This window comes from Janthinobacterium sp. SUN033 (assembly GCF_030397595.1).
In the GTDB taxonomy this organism is placed as follows: Bacteria; Pseudomonadota; Gammaproteobacteria; order Burkholderiales; family Burkholderiaceae_D; genus Janthinobacterium; species Janthinobacterium kumbetense.
The window spans coordinates 72,783-88,716 of record NZ_JAPQNV010000003.1; the positions used below are offsets into that span (position 1 = coordinate 72,783).

General features: G+C 63.8%; 17 protein-coding genes and 2 tRNA genes. 8 read left to right on the forward strand and 11 right to left on the reverse strand.

The window, feature by feature from the left end:
- The first annotated feature begins 24 nt into the window (after nt 1-24).
- The 3 genes from OX460_RS13345 to OX460_RS13355 all read left to right on the forward strand — a co-directional run bounded on the left by OX460_RS13345 (nt 25) and on the right by OX460_RS13355 (nt 1,538).
- Nucleotides 25-591, forward strand: a complete 567-nt coding sequence (locus tag OX460_RS13345; RefSeq protein ID WP_289898942.1) for a methylated-DNA--[protein]-cysteine S-methyltransferase — start codon at nt 25-27, stop codon at nt 589-591.
- A gap of 58 nt (nt 592-649) precedes the next feature.
- Nucleotides 650-1,024, forward strand: a complete 375-nt coding sequence (locus tag OX460_RS13350) for a DUF1294 domain-containing protein (RefSeq protein ID WP_099664481.1) — start codon at nt 650-652, stop codon at nt 1,022-1,024.
- 124 nt (nt 1,025-1,148) lie between these two features.
- A complete protein-coding gene (locus tag OX460_RS13355) occupies nt 1,149-1,538 on the forward strand; it encodes a hypothetical protein (protein ID WP_251351233.1) in 390 nt (129 codons plus the stop codon).
- 81 nt (nt 1,539-1,619) lie between these two features.
- On the opposite strand, the gene OX460_RS13360 is transcribed toward OX460_RS13355, so the two are convergent.
- On the reverse strand, nt 1,620-2,339 hold the full coding sequence (locus OX460_RS13360; RefSeq protein ID WP_289898943.1) for a hypothetical protein: 720 nt from the start codon (nt 2,337-2,339) through the stop codon (nt 1,620-1,622).
- A 148-nt stretch (nt 2,340-2,487) separates the two neighbouring features.
- On the opposite strand from OX460_RS13360, the gene OX460_RS13365 reads away from it, so the two are divergent.
- Together OX460_RS13365 and OX460_RS13370 are read left to right on the forward strand one after the other, a co-directional pair.
- Nucleotides 2,488-2,667, forward strand: coding sequence for a hypothetical protein (locus tag OX460_RS13365; protein WP_099664483.1), 180 nt, complete (start codon nt 2,488-2,490; stop codon nt 2,665-2,667).
- 124 nt (nt 2,668-2,791) lie between these two features.
- Nucleotides 2,792-3,004 carry a hypothetical protein gene (locus tag OX460_RS13370; protein WP_289898944.1) on the forward strand — a complete coding sequence of 71 codons (213 nt, stop codon included), beginning with the start codon at nt 2,792-2,794 and terminating at the stop codon, nt 3,002-3,004.
- Nucleotides 3,005-3,067: 63 nt separating this feature from the next.
- Here OX460_RS13370 and cydX read toward each other — a convergent pair whose 3' ends face one another.
- The 5 genes from cydX to cydD all read right to left on the reverse strand — a co-directional run bounded on the left by cydX (nt 3,068) and on the right by cydD (nt 9,443).
- Nucleotides 3,068-3,193 (reverse strand): cytochrome bd-I oxidase subunit CydX, encoded by a 126-nt coding sequence (gene cydX / locus OX460_RS13375; RefSeq protein WP_077402854.1) that lies wholly within the window; start codon nt 3,191-3,193, stop codon nt 3,068-3,070.
- A gap of 22 nt (nt 3,194-3,215) precedes the next feature.
- The gene (gene cydB, locus OX460_RS13380) at nt 3,216-4,370 is read right to left on the reverse strand and encodes a cytochrome d ubiquinol oxidase subunit II (RefSeq protein WP_289898945.1); all 1,155 of its coding nucleotides are present in this window, start codon (nt 4,368-4,370) and stop codon (nt 3,216-3,218) included.
- Nucleotides 4,371-4,383: 13 nt separating this feature from the next.
- A complete protein-coding gene (locus OX460_RS13385; protein WP_289898946.1) occupies nt 4,384-5,961 on the reverse strand; it encodes a cytochrome ubiquinol oxidase subunit I in 1,578 nt (525 codons plus the stop codon).
- 114 nt (nt 5,962-6,075) lie between these two features.
- Nucleotides 6,076-7,758 (reverse strand): ATP-binding cassette domain-containing protein, encoded by a 1,683-nt coding sequence (locus OX460_RS13390; RefSeq protein WP_289898947.1) that lies wholly within the window; start codon nt 7,756-7,758, stop codon nt 6,076-6,078.
- Nucleotides 7,755-9,443, reverse strand: coding sequence for a thiol reductant ABC exporter subunit CydD (cydD, locus tag OX460_RS13395; RefSeq protein WP_289898948.1), 1,689 nt, complete (start codon nt 9,441-9,443; stop codon nt 7,755-7,757). The genes OX460_RS13390 and cydD overlap by 4 nt, the downstream gene beginning before the upstream one ends.
- A 138-nt stretch (nt 9,444-9,581) precedes the next feature.
- Here cydD and OX460_RS13400 point away from each other — a divergent pair, with 138 nt between their 5' ends.
- From OX460_RS13400 to OX460_RS13410, 3 genes are all read left to right on the forward strand, one after another.
- On the forward strand, nt 9,582-10,133 hold the full coding sequence (locus OX460_RS13400; RefSeq protein ID WP_170909696.1) for a GbsR/MarR family transcriptional regulator: 552 nt from the start codon (nt 9,582-9,584) through the stop codon (nt 10,131-10,133).
- Nucleotides 10,134-10,422: 289 nt separating this feature from the next.
- The gene (locus tag OX460_RS13405; RefSeq protein ID WP_289898949.1) at nt 10,423-10,989 is read left to right on the forward strand and encodes a PEP-CTERM sorting domain-containing protein; all 567 of its coding nucleotides are present in this window, start codon (nt 10,423-10,425) and stop codon (nt 10,987-10,989) included.
- A gap of 145 nt (nt 10,990-11,134) precedes the next feature.
- The gene (locus tag OX460_RS13410; RefSeq protein ID WP_099664490.1) at nt 11,135-11,314 is read left to right on the forward strand and encodes a hypothetical protein; all 180 of its coding nucleotides are present in this window, start codon (nt 11,135-11,137) and stop codon (nt 11,312-11,314) included.
- Nucleotides 11,315-11,397: 83 nt separating this feature from the next.
- Here the strand turns inward: OX460_RS13410 and OX460_RS13415 are convergent.
- The 5 genes from OX460_RS13415 to ftsH form a co-directional block, all read right to left on the reverse strand.
- Nucleotides 11,398-11,472, reverse strand: a tRNA-Arg gene (locus OX460_RS13415).
- A 94-nt stretch (nt 11,473-11,566) separates the two neighbouring features.
- Nucleotides 11,567-11,643: transfer RNA gene (locus OX460_RS13420), tRNA-Pro, on the reverse strand.
- A gap of 81 nt (nt 11,644-11,724) precedes the next feature.
- Nucleotides 11,725-13,062 carry a phosphoglucosamine mutase gene (gene glmM / locus OX460_RS13425; protein ID WP_289898950.1) on the reverse strand — a complete coding sequence of 446 codons (1,338 nt, stop codon included), beginning with the start codon at nt 13,060-13,062 and terminating at the stop codon, nt 11,725-11,727.
- Between the two features lie 40 nt (nt 13,063-13,102).
- On the reverse strand, nt 13,103-13,936 hold the full coding sequence (gene folP / locus OX460_RS13430; RefSeq protein ID WP_289898951.1) for a dihydropteroate synthase: 834 nt from the start codon (nt 13,934-13,936) through the stop codon (nt 13,103-13,105).
- A 105-nt stretch (nt 13,937-14,041) separates the two neighbouring features.
- Nucleotides 14,042-15,922 carry an ATP-dependent zinc metalloprotease FtsH gene (gene ftsH / locus OX460_RS13435; RefSeq protein ID WP_035817778.1) on the reverse strand — a complete coding sequence of 627 codons (1,881 nt, stop codon included), beginning with the start codon at nt 15,920-15,922 and terminating at the stop codon, nt 14,042-14,044.
- Nucleotides 15,923-15,934 lie beyond the last annotated feature (12 nt).

Here is a 15,934-nt window from a genome sequence, read left to right on the forward strand (position 1 = left end):
GCGCTCTCTGATCAAGGAACCAACATGGAATACGATTGCATCGTGGTGCCTTCGCCCGTGGGCGAGCTGACGCTGGTGGCGCGCGGGACGGCCCTGGCCGCCATCCTGTGGGAAAACGACAAGCCCAACCGCGTGCGCCTGGGCGCGATGCGCGTCGATGACGGTTGCGCCGTGCTGCAGGAAACGGCGCGCCAGCTGGCGGAATATTTCGCCGGCACGCGCCAGTGTTTTGACGTGCCGCTCGATTTCGCCGGCACCGCCTTCCAGCAGGAAGTGTGGCGCGCACTGCTGACGATACCGTATGGCCAGACGCGCAGCTATGGCGAGATCGCGCGCCAGATCGGCCGTCCTGCCGCCGTGCGCGCCGTGGGCGCCGCCAACGGCAAGAATCCCATTTCCATCATCGCCCCCTGCCACAGGGTCATCGGTGCCACGGGCGAGTTGACGGGCTTTGCGGGCGGCCTGCATGCCAAGGAAACCCTGTTGGCGCTGGAAGGCATCGCCCTGTCCAGCGACCGCGAAGCGCTGAAAACGGGCCACGCCCGCCGCCGCGCCGTGCCCGTCGATACGGCGCAAGGCTGCTTGTTTTAGACGCGGCATCGCTCCCCTTGTGGGATACTCACGCCCTCCGTTCAAGCAAACACACCCTATGCCCTACCTTGTCATCCTGTTCTTTGTCGTCCTGTATTTGCTGGCCACGTTCTTTTTTCACATCCCCGCCCTGGTTGCCCTCGTGTATGGCGTGCTGAGCCTGAGCTGTTTCGTTGCCTATGCGATCGACAAATCGGCCGCCAAAGGGGGCCGCTGGCGCACCTCGGAACGCACCTTGCTGCTGCTGGGGCTGCTGTGCGGCTGGCCGGGCGCCGTGCTGGCCCAGCAATGGCTGCGCCACAAGTCCAGCAAGCGCTCGTTCCGCATCCTGTTCTGGATCACGGTCGCCCTCAATATCGGCGCCTTCGTGTATTTCAGCATGCATTACGCGGCGCCCGATATCGGCACCGAGGTGGCGCCCATCGAACTGTAAAACCACTGCAAGCCAAGATGTAACAATTATTGCAGCCCGTTGTTCTTGAAATGATCGCCTGTCAGAATATCAATATTCACGATATTCAAGCCAATTCATTTACACGGGAAAGCCCTTTTCGACCATGCGTACCTTGCAATTCCACAATTCCTTCCTGTTCCGCCTTGCCGCCGCGATTTGTTTCGCCATCACCTTGGCGGGCTGCACAAGCTATCGCTTTATTCCCCCGGACTCCGATGCGGGGCGTCAATGCGTGACGAGCTGCGGAACCAATCGGCAAATATGCATTGCCGGCAAGGAACAAGTTGCCGCGGCCCAGGCACAAGCCTGCGAGATGCGCAACGTCAGTACCGTTTCCCTCTGCCTGGCCGTGGCGAAAACAGATGCGGACCGGGAACTATGCTCGAAGAAACGCCAATATTGCGCCTCAAACAACTCTGCAACGTGGCAATGCGAGGCGGATTACCGAAGCTGCTATACGCAATGCGGCGGCAGGATCGAGGAAAGCGAATAAACGCGGACAGCCTGATGCCGTCGAACAGGATGCCGCGTGGCAAGCGCAAGGCGCGATGAACGACGCGCGGCAGGCATCTGCTTACTCGCCCAGCAGGCGCAGCGATTCCAGCCAGTCCGCCTTCCATTCACGCAGCAACGGTTGCGTGGCGAACGCCTTCTTCAGGTGCGCCATCGGCACGCGGTGCACGTCGTGCAAGCCGAACGCCAACGTCACCGGATGCCACAGATGGCTGTTCTTGCCGCCGCGCGAATTCTTGCGCACGCGCGCGCCATCGTCGCCGAAGATGCCCACGCCGCTGGCCAGCCCCTTGTCCAGGTCGACCTTGCCCACGCCGGCGAAGGCCAGCAGAATCTGCTCGCGCCCCAGGCCCTTCAAGGCGCTGGGCAAGACCACGGGGCCCTTGTCCGCCTCTGCGACATCCGGCTGCGGATGCTGCAACTCCTTGAGCAAACGCAACAGATCGCGCTCCTGGAAGTGCAAGCCGTCCAGCGGCGCGCGCAATCCCGGCGCCTTCAGTTCGATGGCGATGTTGCCCGAGTCGCGCGTAAAGCGCAGCCACACGTCGTCCGCGCCCGAGGCCAGGTGCTGCTTGTCCCCGATAAACACGACGGGCGCCGCATAGCGCGTCACGCCGTCATGGAACAGCTCGGCCCATGCGTCGCTGTAATCGAGCCAGACGTAGGGCAAGCCGCCCTGCTCCAGCAAGCGCGCCAGGGTCCATGGCGTGCCCGTCTGTTCAGCCAGCCAGGCACAGGCGTCAAGGGCGGTGGCGCGGTATGGCAGGGATATGGCAGTCATGGCGGTTCCATCGATAAAAGTGGAGCGCAGTGTAGCAGACCTCGCCATCATCCCCTGCGGCAGGCGCTGCGCGATGTGCTAAGCTGGAAGCATCAGCACGCGCCATGCCCATTCCGGCCGCCTGGCGCACCACCGCGAGGGGATCACCATGCATTCGAGCACCAACGCCGCCACCGCACCTGCCCCGCCACCGGAACGCGATTCGCCCACGCCGGCCAGCGAAAGCCATGCCGAGGAAGCACTCGATGAAGCGCTGAAGGAAAGCTTCCCGGCCAGCGACCCGATCGCCATTGCCACGCCAAAACCAGCCGGCAAGACGCCGCCCTGACGGCGCGCCCCGCCAGCCACCGTTGCGGTGGCTTTTTTTTGCCTGAACTGAATCCGGACGCCCCGCCCCCGCGTAGATGGCTATGCCACGACCGAACGAAGTTACTACGCGGAAAGGAAACGCCATGCAGCACTACAGCAAAAAGACGGATACCCTGGACCAGCGCCTGTACCTGGCCCAGCGCATCGACCGGGCCGATGCGCGCCTGCAACACCTGCACGATGCGGCCGAGCGCGAACGCTGCGCGCAATGGATCACGGCCTGGGCCGTGGCGGCGGGCGCCGACGCGCCGCGCGGCATGAAGCTGCGCATCCGCGGAGAATTCATCCTGCTTTGATCCAAAACAAAAGCCCCGCCCGGTGCATGCGCACGGGGCGGGGCCAGTCAAACCGGCACGGACTTAATCGGACGTGTCGCGGTACTGCTCGGGCGTCGTGTCGCCATCGGCGACTTCATACCACATCGCATTGAGCACGGCGAAGGTCGCCGCCAGCGGAAGACCCAGTATCCAGGCGAAATACCACATAGTTATATCCTTTCGTTGATTCTTAGTAGGCGTGACCGCTGTCATCCTTGATTGCTTTTGCATCAACCTTGCCCCACAGCACTTTATACACCCACGTCGTGTACGCCACGATGAGGGGAATGAAGACGGCCGTGACGACCAGCATGATGAACAGGGTCATGTGGCTGGACGAGGAATCCCACACCGTCAGGCTGGCGCGCGGGTCGATCGACGATGGCAGGATGAACGGGAACATGGCCGCGCCCACGCCGAGGATGATGCCGGCGATGCCGGCCGCGCTGGCCAGCAAGGCGGGCACTTCGCGGCGCGCGCGCTGGAAGGCGAAGGCCAGCAGCGGGCAAAGCAGGCCCAGCGCGGGGGCGATCCAGGTCCACGGATGGGCGGCAAAGTTGAGGAACCAGGCGCCCACGTGGACTTCCGCCGTTTTCAGCAGCGGATTCGACGGACCGTCGACCACCACCGTGCTGCTGATGCGGTAGCCATCGACCCACAGCCACAGGGCCACGCCGGCCAGCGCATACAGCACGACGGTGGCAAGCGCCGCCACGCTGCCGTAGCGGCGTGCCCGTTCGGCAACCGGGCCGTCCGTTTTCAGCTGCAGCCAGGTGGCGCCGTGCATCACCAGCATGGCCACCGAGACGAGGCCGCACAGCAGCGCGAACGGGTTGAGCAGCGCAAAGAAGCTGCCGTCATAGAAGATGTGCATGTCTGGCGAGAAACGGAACGGCACGCCTTGCAGCACGTTGCCGATGGCCACGCCGCAGATCAGGGCCGGCACGAAACCGCCCACGAACAGGGCCGCATCCCAGCGGGCGCGCCAGCGCGGGTCTTCGCGCTTGCTGCGGAACTTGAAGGCCACGGGACGCACGATCAGCGCCACGAGGATGACGAACATGGCCAGGTAAAAGCCCGAAAACGACACGGCGTACAGCTGCGGCCAGGCGGCAAAGATGGCGCCGCCGCCGAGGATCAGCCACACCTGGTTGCCTTCCCACACGGGACCGATACTGTTGATGACGACCCTGCGCTCGAGGTCCGTCTTGCCGACGAAGGGCAGCAGGATGCCCGTGCCCAGGTCGAAGCCGTCCGTGATGGCAAAGCCCACCAGCAAGATGCCGATCAGCAGCCACCAGATCAGGCGCAGTGTTTCGTAAGAAATCATTTCATGCAAAATCATGGTCTGGCCCTCCTTAGGCGCGTTGAGTCTGAATGGCAGCGGGGGCTGGCGCGGGGGCCGGCGCCTTCTCTTCCGGCCCCTTGCGGATGGCCTTGAGCATGAGCTTCATTTCAATCATCAACAGCACCGTGTAGATGGCGGCAAAGCCGGCAATCGTGATCAGGAGGGTCGAGGCGCCCAGATTCGAGACGGCCACGGCCGTCGGCAGCACGCCTTCGATCACCCACGGCTGGCGGCCCACTTCGGCCACGATCCAGCCCGCCTCGATGGCCACCCACGGCAGCGGGATGGCGAACACGGCCAGCTTCAGCAGCCAGCGGTGCTTGTCCAGGGTGCGGCGCGTCGACAGCAGGAAGAACGTGCCGGTCAGCAAGATAAAGAACATGCCCAGGCCCACCATCACGCGGAAGGACCAGAACAATGGCGCCACGGGCGGCACGGTATCGAGCGCGGCCTTGCGAATTTGCTCGGGCGTGGCCTGGCGCGGGTCGTCGACATAGCGTTTCAGCAGCAAGGCATAGCCCATGGACTGGCCTTTCGACTCGAACATGTCCTTCGCATCCTGCGGCACGGGGCTGCCCGGCGCCACGCTGCGGATGGTTTGCAGCGCGTCATACGCCTTGATGCCATCCTTGATCAGCAGTTCGCCGCGGTCGACCAATTGCTCGATGCCGGGGATTTCCGTCGTCAGCGAACGCGTGCCGATCAAGCCCATCACCATCGGGATGTGCACGGCGTAATGCGTCTCGCGCGCTTTCGCGTCGGGGAAGCCGAAGGCCGTGAAGGCGGCCGGGGCCGGCTCCGTGGTCCACATGGCCTCGATCGCGGCCAGCTTCATCTTTTGGTGTTCCGACGACAGGTAGCCGCTTTCATCGCCCAGTACCACCACCGACAGCGAAGCGGCCAGGCCGAACGAGGCGGCGACCGTCATCGAGCGCTTGGCCAGCTGCACGTGGCGGCCCTTCAGCAGATACCAGGCGGAAATACCCAGCACGAACACGGCCGCGGCCGTATAGCCGGCCGACACCGTGTGCACGAATTTCGCCTGAGCAACAGGATTCGTCAGCACGGCGCCGAAATCCGTCACTTCCATGCGCATGGTTTGCGGATTGAAGGCCGCGCCGACGGGATTTTGCATCCAGCCGTTGGCGATCAGGATCCACAGGGCCGAGAAGTTCGAACCGATGGCCACCAGCCAGGTCGTGACCAGGTGGCCACGCTTCGACAGCTTGTCCCAGCCGAAGAAGAACAGGCCGACGAAGGTCGCTTCCAGGAAGAAGGCCATCAAGCCCTCGATGGCCAGCGGCGCGCCGAAAATGTCGCCCACGTAATGGCTGTAGTAGCTCCAGTTCATGCCGAACTGGAATTCCATGACGATGCCCGTCGCCACGCCCATGGCGAAGTTGATGCCGAACAAGACACCCCAGAACTTGGTCATGTCGCGCCAGATGGGGCGGTTCGTCATCACGTAAACCGTCTCCATGATGGCGAGGATCACTGACAGGCCTATCGTCAGCGGAACGAATATAAAGTGGTACAGGGCTGTCAGCGCAAACTGCAGTCTGGATAAAGCGACAATATCGAAGTCCATATGATTTCCTTGGTGTTTCCCTACTGTAATTGTAAACTTGGTATCTATCTGATGCGATTCGATTGGTTCCGCCGCCTTCGGGCTGGCGTGCGGCACCGCCTGTCTCCGTTCTTGTCAATCCCCCCGCAAACCCGCCAAGGCCGCTTCGAAGCCATCCGTGCCGCGCCGCAGCTCTTCGACGATGCGGCCGTCGCGGATGCGCAGCAGCCGGTCCGCCAGCGCCGCTTCGCGCCGCAAGTGGGTTGCGATCAGCAAGCTGCGCCCTTCACAGCGCGCGCGCAAGCGCTGCAAAACGTCGCCTGCCGTCCCCGCATTCAGTGCTTCCGTCGCTTCGTCGAGCAGCCACAAGGTCGATTCGTGCAGGAACAGCCGCGCCAGCGCCAAACGCCGCGCCTGCCCGCCCGACAAGCCCAGGCCGCCCTCGCCCAGCATGGTGTCGAGGCCGCCCGCCAGGGCGCGCACCTCGTCGTCCAGGCCGGCCGCCTGCAGCGCAGCCCACAGCTGCGCATCGCTGGCGGCGGGGTCGGCCAGGCGCAGGTTGTCGCGCAAGCTGTCCTGGAACAATTCCGTCTTCTGCGTGAACAAACAGGCGCGCGGCGCGCTCACCTTGCCCGACAATGGCGCCAGCTCGCGCGCGGCCAGGGCCAGCAAGGTGGACTTGCCCGCGCCGCTGGGGCCGATCAAGGCCACGCGCTCGCCGGCGGCGATGTGCAGCGATACGTCATGCAGGATGGCAACGTGGCTGCCCGCATGCGCGGCGCTGACGCGTTCCAGGCGCAAGCCCGGTGCGGCATCCAGGGGCAGCGTGGCGACATCCTGCTGCTCCAGGCGCGGCGCCAGGCGGCGCATCGCCAGCAGCATGCGCCCCGCCTCCAGCGCGCCGCGGCGCAATCCCGCAAACGGCTCCACGGCCGTCAGGGCGATCAGCAGGGCCAGCGCCGCGGCCGGCACGCTCAGCGCCTGCTGCTGCACCAGCGCGGCGACGGCCAGCAGCACCCCGGCCAGCGTCGCGCTGCCGGCCACGCCATACGCGGCGCCCGCCGCCGTTTCCAGGCGCAGCAGGGCGAAATCGGCTTGCGCCAGCGAGCGGTCGATCCGCCCCAGCGCCGCGCACTGGGCGTCGATGCGGCCCGCCATCACCAGGTCCGTCTGGCCGGCCACCAGGTCGATGGCGCCGGAACGCAGTTTTTCGATGGCGCGCGAACGCAGGATGGCCGGGCGGCGGGCGCGGCGCGCCACGCTCCAGCTGATGCCGCCGCCGGCGGCCAGCAGCCACGCGGCCAGGCCCAGGCCCAGCTGCCACTGCATCACGCCCAGCGCCACGCCAGCCAGCAAGGCCGCACACAGGGCCGTGAAGGCAGGCACCAGCAGGCGCAGATACAGCGATTCGAGCGCATCGATATCGGCCGTCAGGCGGAACAGCAGCTTGGCGGGCTGGCGCAGCAGGCGGCTGGCCGCTTCCGGGCGCGACCAGCCGCGAAACAGTTGCACGCGGATGCTGGCCAGCGCGGCAAACGTGGCGTCGTGCGTGACGAGCCGTTCCGCATAGCGCGAACCCGTGCGGCCGATGGCCAGCAGGCGGATGCCGGCCGACGGGCCGAACACGTCGAACAGGATGGCCGTCGAGGCGTGCAGGCCGGCAATCGAGGTGGCCGTGATGAACCAGCCGGACAAACCCAGTAAGGCCATGCCGGACACCGCCGTCAGGGCCGCCAGCAAGGCGCCCCCGATCAGCTTGCCTGGTTGGGCCAGCAGCAATTGCCGCAGGACGGGATTCGAGATCAATGTGGTGTTCATGCGCGCAACTCCTGTGCCTGCGCCCGGGCATCGACCTGCACCGTGCGCTGCAGGCGCCCGGCCAGCACGGGGTCGTGCGTGGCGACGATCATCGTCTTGCCTTTCGCCAATTCCAGCAAGGTGTCCGTCACGCGCGCCGCCGTTTCGCTGTCCAGGTGGGCCGTCGGTTCATCGACCAGCAGCAAGTCCGCGTGCGGATGCAGGGCCACGCGGGCCAAGGCCAGGCGCACGGCTTCGCCGCCGGACAAGCCCTGCCCGCCATCGCTGAGCATGACGGCCGGCTGCGCCTGCGCCACGGCAGCCAGGTCGGCCAGGTGCAGCGCCTGCGTCACTTGCGCGGCATGCGCGCCCACGCGGCCCAGGGTCACGTTCTGGCTGACGGAGGCGGCAAACACGTGGGGACGCTGGCCCATCCACGCCATGCGTTGGCGCAAGGTATTCACGGTGCCGTCGTTCAGGCGCACGCCGCCGATGCGGATCTCGCCGCCGCTGGCGGGCAGCAAGCCGGCCAGCAAGGACAGCAAGGTGGTCTTGCCGGCGCCGCTGGCGCCCAGCAGGGCGACATGTTCGCCGGCGCGCACGGTCAGGTCGAAGCCGTCGAAGACGGGCGCCTCGCCGGGATGGGCAAAGCGCAGTTGATGGATTTCGATAGCGGGCGGCGGCGCCACGGCCATGGCGGCGGCGGAGACGGCAGCGGCTGCCACGCCGGCGCCGGGCAGGGGCACGCCCTCCCCCGCCAGGTCGTGCAGGCCGGCCAGGCCCGCTTCGCCGGCCGCCTTGTCATGCCAGACGGCGGCCAGTTCGCGCAAGGGTTCGAAAAACGCGGGCGCCAGCAGCAGGATGAACAAGCCCTGCCCCAGGCTCAGTTCGCGGCCCCAGGTGCCGAAATTGATGCTGCCCAGCAAGGAGAAACCGATAAACGCGGCCACCATGGCGACACCGAGCGCGGAAAACAGTTCCAGCACGGCGGACGACAGGAAGGCGATACGCAGCACCACCATCGTGCGCCGGCGCACGGATTGCGACGAGGCATCCAGGCGTTCGGCCGTGGCATCGACGGCGTCGAGCGCGCGCAGGGTAGCCAGGCCGCGCAGGCGGTCCAGCAGAAACGCGTTCATGCTGCCCATTTCCACCATCTGCGCGCGGCTGGCCGCTTGCGCGCCCATGCCCACGAGGGCCATGAAGACGGGAATCAGGGGCGCGGCGATGAGCAGGATCAGGGCGGCGATCCACGACAGGGGCGTCACCACGGCGAGGATCACGAGCGGCACGAGCATGACTTTCCAGCGCGCGGGCTTGTAGCGCACCAGGTAGGGCACGATGGCTTCGGCCTGTTCGGCGATGACGCTGGCCGCCTGCCCCGACTGGGCGCGCTGGCGGTCCAGCGGCGAACGGTGCGCCAGCGCTTGCGCCACTTGCGCGCGCAAGGTGGACAGGTGGTCGCGCGCCGCCGCATACATGCGCCGCGCGCCCCACGCTTCGCCGCCGGCGCGCAGCACGCCCAGCAGCAGCACGCCGGCGGCCGGCAACAGGGCCGCGCGCCACGGTGCGCCGGCCAGCATGGCTTGCACGGCCCAGGCCAGCAAGGCCGCTTGCGGCAGCCACAGCAAGGCGGCGCCGCCCTGCGCCAGGCCGGCGGCACGGGGAAGGATAAAGCGGGGCAAGGACAGCGGCGTGGTAGGCATATCTATACTTTTTGAGTTTTCAGAATTTTCTGTAAATTCGATATTTTGTATAATACTGCGAAACATGACATATATCAATTGACCCTGCGGGTGTGGCGTGAAAAAATTCAGATAATTATGAAAACTCAACATATCCAAATGACGCCGCTGATCCTGACCTTCGTCAGCCATTTCGGCGAGATGGGCAGCCGCTGGGGCTTTAACCGGACAGTGGGGCAAGTGTACGCCTTGTTGTTTGTCGCAGAGCATCCTTTACACGCGGATGAAATCGCGGAACACCTGAGTTTTTCACGCTCGAACGTGAGCATCGGCTTGAAGGAATTGCAGGGCTGGGGCTTGATACGCCAGTCGCGCATCCCCGGCGACCGGCGCGAGTATTTTTCCTCGCTGGGCGATGTGTGGCAAATCTTCCGCGTGGTGGCCGCCGAGCGCCGCCGCCGCGAAGTGGCGCCGACCTTGACGGTGCTGCGCGAATCGCTGCTGGCGCCGGCCACGGAGCCCGTCGACCAGTATGCGCAGGAGCGCATGCGCGAAATGTATGAACTGGTCGACCTGGCCAACACCTGGTTCGACGACTTGCAGCGCCTGTCGCCCGAATCGATGGCGCAGCTGATGAAAATGGGCGCCAAGGTGCAAAAGCTGCTCAATGCCAAGGATCGCTTGTTCGGCGTCAGCAATAACAGCGACTGAAACCCGCCTCCCCTCTTCCCACTCAAGGCATTGCTAGCACAAGCTGGCATGCCTTGTCACGCCATTTCCGCTCGCCGTACAGGCTTTCGCCAGCACAGCCATACATAGCCGTATGCGATGTTGTCAAGCATGCCAATAGCATTATTTAAATTGTATTAATTTACATCAAGACTAAGCTTGCATATGCGTACTCACGCAAAGGCGACCGGGCGACAAGTCGACCTCCCTGACCGGACGGCGCGCACCCTGAAGCAGTGAAATGTCTGCAATAAAATAAAAGGGGATTTTCATGAAAAGCATAACAAGCATTGCCATACGGGCATCCATGCTGGCCGCCCTGACGGCCTGCATGGGCGTGGCACAGGCTGCTACATGGGTCGATGTGGGACCGGCCAGCGGTTTCAGCATCGAAGGCAGCACCGTCACTTACTCGCCGTCACCTGCCCTCATGGTGAAATACTATAACGACAATCTCGTGCCGCAGAGTCCCACCGACATCCAGGGCTACATCAACGGCGTTTTCGGCACCAGCCTGGGTGCGGCTGTCTCGTTTTGCGACAATGCCACCTCAGGCTGCACCGCCGGCACCACGGCAGGCGCCAGCGGCGGGGTGAATTCCTTCACGAGTGCGGCGGACTATGATTACCTGGCCATCCATTTCGGCCAGGGCGAACTGGTCTTCCACTGGGCAGCGCCCGTCGCAGCCGGCACGACCTTCACGGTGGAAGGCTTGCCCAAGGACCTGAGCAATTACCGCGCCTACGTTTCCGCCATCCCTGAACCGGAAACCTATGCCATGCTGCTCGCCGGCCTGGGCCTGCTCGGCATCCTGGCGCGCCGCCGCCAGGCAAAATAAGAGCATCGGGCAAGACCCGCAACACGGCGCCGGCGCACCCATGTTTACAGCGCGCTTGCGCCGCGCCGCCCACTCTTTACACCGTCTTTATGCCCCTCCCGCTATGCTGACCGGCATCTTCAGTCATCGTTGCGAGGGAGCCCACATGCATGAATCCCCATTCCAGCCGCGCGCGCGCCATGCGCTGCGCCAGCACTTGCCCGTGCGCGAACGGCTGCGCCTGGCGCGCCTGGCCAGCAAGAAAGTACTGTCGCTGTGTTCCGCGCTGCTGTGCGCGGCGCCGCTGCTGTATTTGTTGAGTGTGGTGCTGGGCGCGCAGCCCTGAACCGCTGCGCGAAAACCGGATGTGGGGAAAGATGGGGTGCGTTGCGGCAGCTTGCCGCCGCATGATCGTGGCCAGTATGAAACTGGTCCGCCCAGAGGGAATCGAACCCCCATTCACGGTTTAGAAGACCGTTGTCCTATCCGTTGAACGATGGGCGGAGAGGTGCAGTATTTTAATCCATGCGCGCCAGCAATGAAATGCCAGCGCGGAATAGAAAACGGGCTGTCATTTCTGACAGCCCGCTTATGACTTTGGTCGGAGTACAAGGATTCGAACCTTGGACCCCCTGGTCCCAAACCAGGTGCGCTACCGGGCTGCGCCACACTCCGAAGACAAGATAATAACGCCCCCACCCAATTTCGTCAATTGCCATAGACGAATTAGATGGAAATAACTATCGCTCCCTGCCTTTATGCACCGACCTTGTCGGCAATGCGGCGCGCCATCGACTCGGCCTTTTCCTTATCTTTCGCCTCCACCATCACGCGGATCAGCGGCTCGGTGCCGGAAGCGCGGATCAGCACGCGGCCCGTGTCGCCCAGCTCGGCCTCGACCAGTTCTTTCTCGGCCACCATGGCGGCATTTTTTTGCCAGTCGAAACCGGGCGCCACGCGCTGGTTGATCAGGGTTTGCGGGAACAGCACCAGTTCGGCCAAGCATTGCTGCAGGCTCTGGCCGCTGCGCTTGAGGGCGGACAATACTTGCAGCGCGGAAACGATGCCGTCGCCCGTCGTGTGCTTGTCCAGGCACAGCAGATGGCCGGAACCTTCGCCACCCAGTATCCAGCCCTTTTCCTTCATGACTTCCAGCACGTAGCGGTCGCCCACCTTGGCGCGCGCAAAGCCGATGCCCTGCTGCTTGAACAGCACTTCCAGCGCCATATTCGTCATCAGGGTACCGACGGCGCCGGCCACGGGGCCTGTCGCCAGGCGGTCCTTGACCATGACGTACAACAACTCGTCGCCGTTATACAGGCGGCCCGTGGCATCGCACATGATCAGGCGGTCGGCGTCGCCATCGAGGGCGATGCCCAGGTCGGCGCCGTGCTCGACGACTGCTTCGGCCATGGCCTTGGTTGCCGTGGCGCCGAAGCCCGCATTGATGTTGAAACCGTCGGGCTTGTTGCCGATGGCGATGACTTCCGCGCCCAGCTCATGGAACACGTGCGGCGCGATATGGTAGGCGGCGCCATGCGCGCAATCGACGACGATCTTCAGGCCGCGCAAGTCCAGCTCGTTCGGGAAGGTACCCTTGCAAAATTCGATGTAGCGGCCCTGTGCATCGTCCAGGCGCTTGGCGCGGCCCAGCTTGTCCGACGGCACGCAAGCCATGGGCTCGTCGAGTGCCGCCTCGATTTCCAGTTCCACGCTGTCGGGCAGCTTGGTGCCCTGGCCGGAAAAGAACTTGATGCCATTGTCGTGGTACGGGTTGTGCGAAGCGGAAATGACCACGCCGGCCGACAGGCGCAGCGCCCGCGTCAGGTAGGCGATTGCCGGGGTCGGCATAGGGCCGGCCAGCATCACGTCCACGCCGGCGGCCGACAGGCCCGCTTCCAGCGCCGCTTCCAGCATGTAGCCGGAAATGCGCGTGTCCTTGCCGATCAGCACCGTCGGTCGCGTCTTGCCGCCTTGCGACTTGGCCAGCACCTTGCCGGCCGCATAGCCGAGGCGCATGACGAAGTCGGGGGTGATCGGAGCCGTGCCCACCAGGCCACGGATGCCATCCGTGCCAAAATATTTACGCGTCATAGTATTTCTCTTTTTGTTGTTTATGATAAATCTTACAGGCTCAGTGTGCCATGCGCCAGACCTTCAGTGCATCGACGGTTTCAGCTACATCATGCACACGGATAATTTCCGCACCTTGCGCTACCGCAGCAAGCGCACCGGCGACACTGCCGGCCAGGCGCTGCTCGACGGGACGTCCCGTGACGGCGCCGATCATCGACTTGCGCGACAGCCCGGCCAGCACGGGCAGGCCCAGTTCGCTGCGCAACTGGCGCGTGGCGCGCAATAAGGCATAGTTCTGTTCCACCGTCTTGCCGAAGCCAAAGCCGGGATCGACGCACAGGCGCTCGCGGGCGATGCCGGCCGCCGTCATCGTGTCGATGCGCTCGCGCAGGAAGTCGATGACTTCGCGTACCACGTCTTCGTACTGCGGCTGGGCTTGCATTGTTTCCGGCACGTTTTGCATGTGCATGATGCACAGCGCGCAATCGCTGTCCCGCACGGCGTCGATGGCGCCCGGCGCGCGGAAACCGTTGATATCGTTGATCATGTCGGCGCCCGCCAGGATGGCTTCGCGCATCACTTCCGGCTTGTAGGTGTCGACGGACAGGGGTTTGCCGCAGTCGCGCAAGGCGTACAGCACCGGCATGACGCGCTGCAACTCGTCGTGCAGCGGCAGCGGCGGCGCGCCGGGACGGCTCGATTCGCCGCCGATGTCGATGATGTCGACACCGTCGATGATCATCTGCTCGGCGCGGGAAATGGCAAATTCCAGGTGCTGGTACTGGCCCGCATCGGAAAACGAGTCGGGCGTGATGTTCAGGATGCCCATCACCAGCGCCTGCGTGCCCTGCAGGTTGAAGCCGAAACGGCCGAATTGCAAATAGTGTCGCATGTGAATCTTTGTAGTCGTCAGGAAAAAACTGCTGCGGCAACGAAAAAGGGCAAGGATTGCTCCTTACCCTTCTCTTGCATGCCACGAATCAGGCAGTGGTCGCTATCAGGCTGGCGCCGTCACGTTGGGCGAAATGCCGCCCGTGCCGCTGTCGCCCGCATTGCGGCGTGGCGGGATGACTTTCGGTGGACGCGGCTCCAGGCCGGCCATGATGTCATTGATTTGCTCTGCATCAATGGTTTCCCATTCCAGCAAGGCTTTGGTCATCATTTCGACCTTGTCGCGGTTGCCTTCCAGCAAGGTGCGCGCCAAAGCATATTGCTTGTCGAGAATGTTGCGGATTTCAGCATCGACCTTTTGCTGCGTCGCTTCCGAGATCGTCTTCGTGGCGCCACCGAAGAAACCTTCGTTTTCGCTGTCTTCGTAGACCATCACACCCATGCTGTCGGACATGCCGAAGCGGGTCACCATGGAACGGGCCAGCTTGGTGGCGCGCGAAAAGTCGTTCGATGCGCCCGTGGACATTTGGCCCACGAAAATCTCTTCGGCGATACGGCCACCGAACAGGATGGAAATTTCTTCCAGCATCTTGTCCTTGTAGGCGGACAGATTGTCGTGTTCCGGCAACTGCCACGTCAGGCCCAGGGCCCAGCCGCGCGGCATGATCGTTACCTTGTGCACGGGATCGGCCTTCGGCAGCAGCTTGGCGACGACGGCGTGACCGGACTCATGGTAAGCCGTATTGCGACGCTCTTCCTCGCGGATGATCATCGATTTACGCTCTGGACCCATGTAGATCTTGTCTTTCGCATCTTCGAAGTCCGCCATTTCCACCAGGCGCTTGCTGCGGCGCGCGGCGAACAGGGCTGCCTCGTTGACCAGGTTGGCCAGGTCCGCGCCCGAGAAACCGGGGGTGCCGCGGGCCAGGATATCGGCTTTCACGTCGGTACCGATAGGTACTTTGCGCATGTGCACGTTCAAGATCTGCTCGCGGCCGCGGATATCGGGCAAGCCGACGGACACCTGGCGGTCGAAACGGCCCGGACGCAGCAGCGCTTTGTCGAGTACGTCGGCGCGGTTGGTGGCGGCCACGACGATCACGCCGGAGTTCGCTTCAAAACCGTCCATCTCGACCAGCAACTGGTTCAAGGTCTGTTCGCGCTCGTCATTGCCGCCGCCCATGCCGGCGCCGCGGTGACGGCCGACAGCGTCGATCTCATCGATGAAGATGATGCATGGCGAATGCTTTTTCGCGTTTTCAAACATGTCGCGCACGCGGCTGGCGCCGACGCCGACGAACATTTCCACGAAGTCGGAACCGGAAATCGAGAAGAACGGCACCTTGGCTTCGCCAGCGATGGCGCGCGCCAGCAGGGTCTTACCCGTGCCCGGAGGACCGACCATCAGCACGCCGCGGGGAATGCGGCCGCCCAGTTTCTGGAATTTGCTGGGGTCCTTGAGGAAGTCGACCACTTCGTTGACTTCTTCTTTCGCTTCGTCGCAACCGGCGACATCGGCGAAGGTGACGGTGTTGCTGGCCTCATCCATCATGCGCGCCTTCGACTTGCCGAACGAGAATGCCCCGCCCTTGCCGCCGCCTTGCATCTGACGCATGAAGAAGACCCAGACGCCGATCAACAGCAGCATGGGGAACCAGGAAACAAAAATAGTTTGCAGGAAAGACGCTTCCTCGGGCGGACGCACATCGAAATGCACGCCATTGTCGCGCAAGTCGCCGATCAAGCCCTTGTCGAGGCTGGTGGCGGTGGTACGCACCTTGGTGTCGTCCATCAGCTTGGCGGTGATCGACGAACCTTCGATCACGACATCCTTGACGCGCTTGGCTTTGACTTCATCCAGCAAATCGGAATAAGCGATGGCCTTGCTGCCGCCTGTGGCGCCATGACTGTCGAATTGCTTGAACAGCATGAACAACAGCAGCAATACGACTACCCAGATGGCAGATTTGGAAAACATGTTATTCACGAAGACTCCTTG